Source organism: Chamaesiphon sp. OTE_20_metabat_361 (genome assembly GCF_031364565.1).
This window is the reverse complement of record NZ_JANLWO010000783.1, coordinates 1-3,866: the sequence shown is the minus strand read 5'-3', so window position 1 is coordinate 3,866 and position 3,866 is coordinate 1. Positions and strand designations below refer to the sequence as shown.

General features: G+C 50.5%; 5 protein-coding genes. 3 read left to right on the top strand and 2 right to left on the bottom strand.

Annotation, left to right across the window (positions count from 1 at the left end):
• The 3 genes from hisIE to RMO35_RS22190 all read left to right on the top strand — a co-directional run.
• Positions 1-489: bifunctional phosphoribosyl-AMP cyclohydrolase/phosphoribosyl-ATP diphosphatase HisIE (gene hisIE, locus RMO35_RS22200; protein ID WP_309744394.1), on the top strand; the 489-nt coding region annotated here is incomplete at its 5' end.
• Between the two features lie 75 nt (positions 490-564).
• Positions 565-786, top strand: a complete 222-nt coding sequence (locus RMO35_RS22195; RefSeq protein WP_309744392.1) for a hypothetical protein — start codon at positions 565-567, stop codon at positions 784-786.
• 111 nt (positions 787-897) lie between these two features.
• Positions 898-2,190, top strand: coding sequence for a glutamate-5-semialdehyde dehydrogenase (locus RMO35_RS22190; RefSeq protein ID WP_309744390.1), 1,293 nt, complete (start codon positions 898-900; stop codon positions 2,188-2,190).
• An 81-nt stretch (positions 2,191-2,271) separates the two neighbouring features.
• Here the strand turns inward: RMO35_RS22190 and RMO35_RS22185 are convergent, their stop codons facing one another.
• Both RMO35_RS22185 and RMO35_RS22180 read right to left on the bottom strand, forming a co-directional pair.
• Positions 2,272-2,625, bottom strand: a complete 354-nt coding sequence (locus tag RMO35_RS22185; protein WP_015161237.1) for a DUF1257 domain-containing protein — start codon at positions 2,623-2,625, stop codon at positions 2,272-2,274.
• A gap of 171 nt (positions 2,626-2,796) precedes the next feature.
• On the bottom strand, positions 2,797-3,866 hold a 1,070-nt coding region (locus RMO35_RS22180; RefSeq protein ID WP_309744388.1), incomplete at its 5' end, for an AAA family ATPase.

The window sequence follows — 3,866 nt, the reverse complement described above, 5'->3', positions numbered from 1 at the left end:
GGTGAAACTTGGTTCTGGAGCCGTTCGCGGCAAGAATTTTGGCATAAAGGCGCAACTAGCGGACACATTCAACACGTCAAATCGCTACGCTACGACTGCGACAGCGATGCGCTGCTAGTGACAGTCGAACAAGTGGGCGATATTGCCTGTCATACGGGCGAACGGAGCTGTTTTCACCAAGTTGCCACCGATACCAAAATCGCCCCACCCGCCGATACTTTATCAGATTTATATCAGACGATCTGCGATCGCCGCGACGCGCCCCAAGCTGGCTCTTACACTCAGAGCTTATTTGCAGGTGGCGATAACAAAATCCTCAAGAAAATTGGCGAGGAAGCCGTCGAAGTCGTGATGGCATGTAAAGACGATCGACCCGCCGAAATTGCTGGCGAAGTCGCCGATCTGTTCTATCATACTCTCGTCGCCCTCGCCCACCACCGCGTCAGTATCCGCGATGTCTATCGCGTCCTCCAACAGCGCAAAAAGTAATTACTCGTATCTTGCCTCAAAACAAAGTTACTGATGTTCTGGTGAATAGTGGATAGTGAATAGCGAAAAGTGCTGATGGGCAACTGGTTATTTTTCCCGACCAGTGGGGAACCCGCCCAATGTTCTTGGGGCGCGACGTTTGTGGGGGAAGCTTCCCCCACAGAGCTTCGCTTGTTTCCCCGCTTGGGTTCGTTCCATGGTCGTCGGATCGGGTTCCCCGAGCCGTGGGAACAAAGGCGGGACGAACTCCGCCAAGTAAAGCACATTTTCAAGACAGTGGATAGTCTTAGTACTTAAGGGTAGGTACTCCACAGCCAGTAAGTGAGCAGTAGCCGCACCCAAAACCCAAAGCCTAAAATCTATAGCCCAAAGCCCAAAGCCCAAAGCCCAAAGCCCAAAGCCTAATGTATGTTGACAGAAATTGCCCAAAACACCCGACTAGCCGCCCAACACCTGGCTAATCTCTCGGCTGATGCCAAAAACATCGCGATCGAATTAATTGCCACATCGCTAGAAAGTAGTGCTGAGGCGATCGTCGCGGCAAATGCCAGCGACTGTCAAGCAGCTCAAGCCGAAATCGCCCCCGCTCTCTACGCACGGCTCAAACTAGATGCCACCAAACTCAAGGGCGCAATCCTCGGCGTGCGCGACGTGGGTAAATTAGCCGATCCAGTGGGTCAAATTCAGATTCATCGCACTCTCGACACCGGACTGGTTTTGCAGCGGACGAGCTGCCCGGTAGGGGTCTTAGGTGTGATCTTTGAAGCGCGTCCCGATGCGGTAATTCAGATTGCTAGCTTGGCAATTAAGTCGGGCAATGGGGTAATTTTAAAAGGTGGCAAAGAAGCGATCGCTTCTTGCACTGCCCTAGTCGCGGCAATTAAAGCCGGGTTAGCTCGCTCGGAAGTTAGTCCCGATGTCATTCAACTATTGACGACTCGATCGGAAACTAGCGAATTACTCAAATTAGACCGCTATGTGGATCTGATTATCCCGCGCGGTTCCAATGAATTTGTCAAATACGTTCAAGATAATACCCGGATTCCCGTCCTCGGACATGCGGATGGGATCTGTCACCTATACATCGACAGCGCAGCAGATTTCGACCGGGCGATCGCGATCGCCATCGACTCCAAAACCCAGTATCCCGCAGCCTGTAACGCGATCGAAACCCTCCTCATTCACCAATCGATCGCCGAAACATTCTTACCACTGGTCGTCGATCGATTGCAGGCGCACGGTGTCGAAATCAGACTAAGCCAACTCGGACATGAAATTCTCGGTCATCATGGCGATCTGACGATCGATCTGGCGATCGCCACTGATTGGGCGACTGAATATAGCGACCTGATTCTCGCCATCCAAATCGTCCCCGATCTCGATGGGGCAATTACCCACATCAATACTTACGGCTCGCGCCACACCGATTGTATCGTTACCGAAGATCCTGACGCTGCTAAAATATTTCTCGATCGCATCGATGCAGCCAATGTCTTTCACAATTGCTCGACTCGCTTTTCCGATGGGTTCCGCTATGGTTTCGGCGCAGAAGTCGGCATCAGTACCCAAAAGATGCCCCCACGCGGCCCAGTCGGCTTAGAAGGATTGATAACTTATAAATATCAACTTCAGGGCACTGGACAGATTGTAGCTACCTATGCTGGCGAGAATGCCAAACCGTTTACGCATCAGGACTTGTAATTGGTTGATAACTAAACGATAAAAAGGGGTCGATCTGATTAAAGATCGACCCCTTTCATTTGGGAATGGGTAGAACAAGTCCTACTGGAGAACCAAGGTAACATTGGCGTTTTGGAGACCACCACGTTGTTGGACTTCAGATAGAGTTTTGTTTACTGCATACTTTTGGTTGATTGAGTTGATTAACTCAGTTTGGTTGTGCTTTTTGGCGACGCCCCAAAGATCGGCGATTAAGTCAAAAGAACCATCAGCATTGCGAGACCAACCGAGATCGTATTCGCCTTCTAAAATGGCGACGATATCAGCGCGGACGCGTTGACCTTGGTAGCCACGTAAATCGGTTTCAGTCTTAACATTGATACCGAGATCGCGCAAAGAAGTTTTGAGGATTTCAGCGTCAGTGATTTTGGTACGGAGAGTGCTAAAGTGAGACATATCGGTTTCCTCGAATAGTATTGAGTTAGGCGAAACGACAACTTGAACTGTTAGGGCACACGATCGGGTTTGTCAGTCAATCGTGTTCGGTCTCCTTGCTAGTGTCGATAGATTGAGTATTCCCCAATCCTATCCACTAGCACCTTGACTCCGATAATCGGAGCAAGCTTGTTAAAACTCCAGTCGGTGATATTCCGCGACTGAGGCAGCGGCGGGACGCGCTCGCTGTCTTGCCCAATCTCGCAAAGCAGTTACCTGCTCTGTCATTGTCCGCGAGAGGGGCAGAGTAGCTTTGATGGCGGCGATGATGTCTAGTTGCGTAAACTCGCGGTTTTGGGCAAAAGCATCATACATGGCGGCGATCAAAACTTGTTCTATTTCAGCGCCTGAGAATCCATCGGCAACTTTGGCTAGTTGCTCTAGATCGAAACGTTGGATGTCTCGTTTGCGCTTACTCAAGTGAATACTAAATACGGCTTCCCGTTCGGACTGAGTGGGTAAATCGACAAAGAAGATTTCATCAAACCGTCCCTTGCGTAAGAATTCCCCTGGCAGTCTTTCGACGCGGTTGGCAGTTGCCATCACGAAGATGGGCGAGGTTTTTTCCTGCATCCAAGTCAGGAATGAACCGAAGATCCGGCTGGAGGTACCGCCGTCGGAGTCACCAGATCCTGCCGTCCCAGCAAATGCTTTATCGAGTTCGTCGATAAATAAAATCGCTGGCGAAATGGATTCGGCAGTTTTGAGGGCACCGCGCAGATTTGCTTCAGAACGTCCGACGGTCGAACCATCATAAACTCGACCCATATCCAGTCTGAGTAGCGGTAAGCCCCACAGACGCGAAGTGGTTTTGGCAATTAAGGATTTACCACAGCCGGGAACGCCCAGAATCAGCATCCCTTTCGGTTGGGGCAATCCATACGTCCGCGCCCGTTCGGTGAAGGCATCGGAACGTTGAACTAGCCAGCCTTTGAGTTCGTCCAATCCACCTACAGAGTCAATGGTTTCATCTTCTTCAATGAATTCCAGAATTCCATTGCGGCGGATCAGTTGCTTTTTCTCTGAGAGTACGATGTCAACTTCGGCTTCGGTAATTTTGCCGCGTTTGACATAAGCCTTGCGATAAACCTTTTCAGCTTCATCTTTAGTCAGTCCGAGTGAAGCTTTGAGTAGCTTCTCACGTCCCTCGTTAGAAAGGCGGTTTTGGCGGTTTTGATCGAGCTGCTGGGTGAGGACTCGAT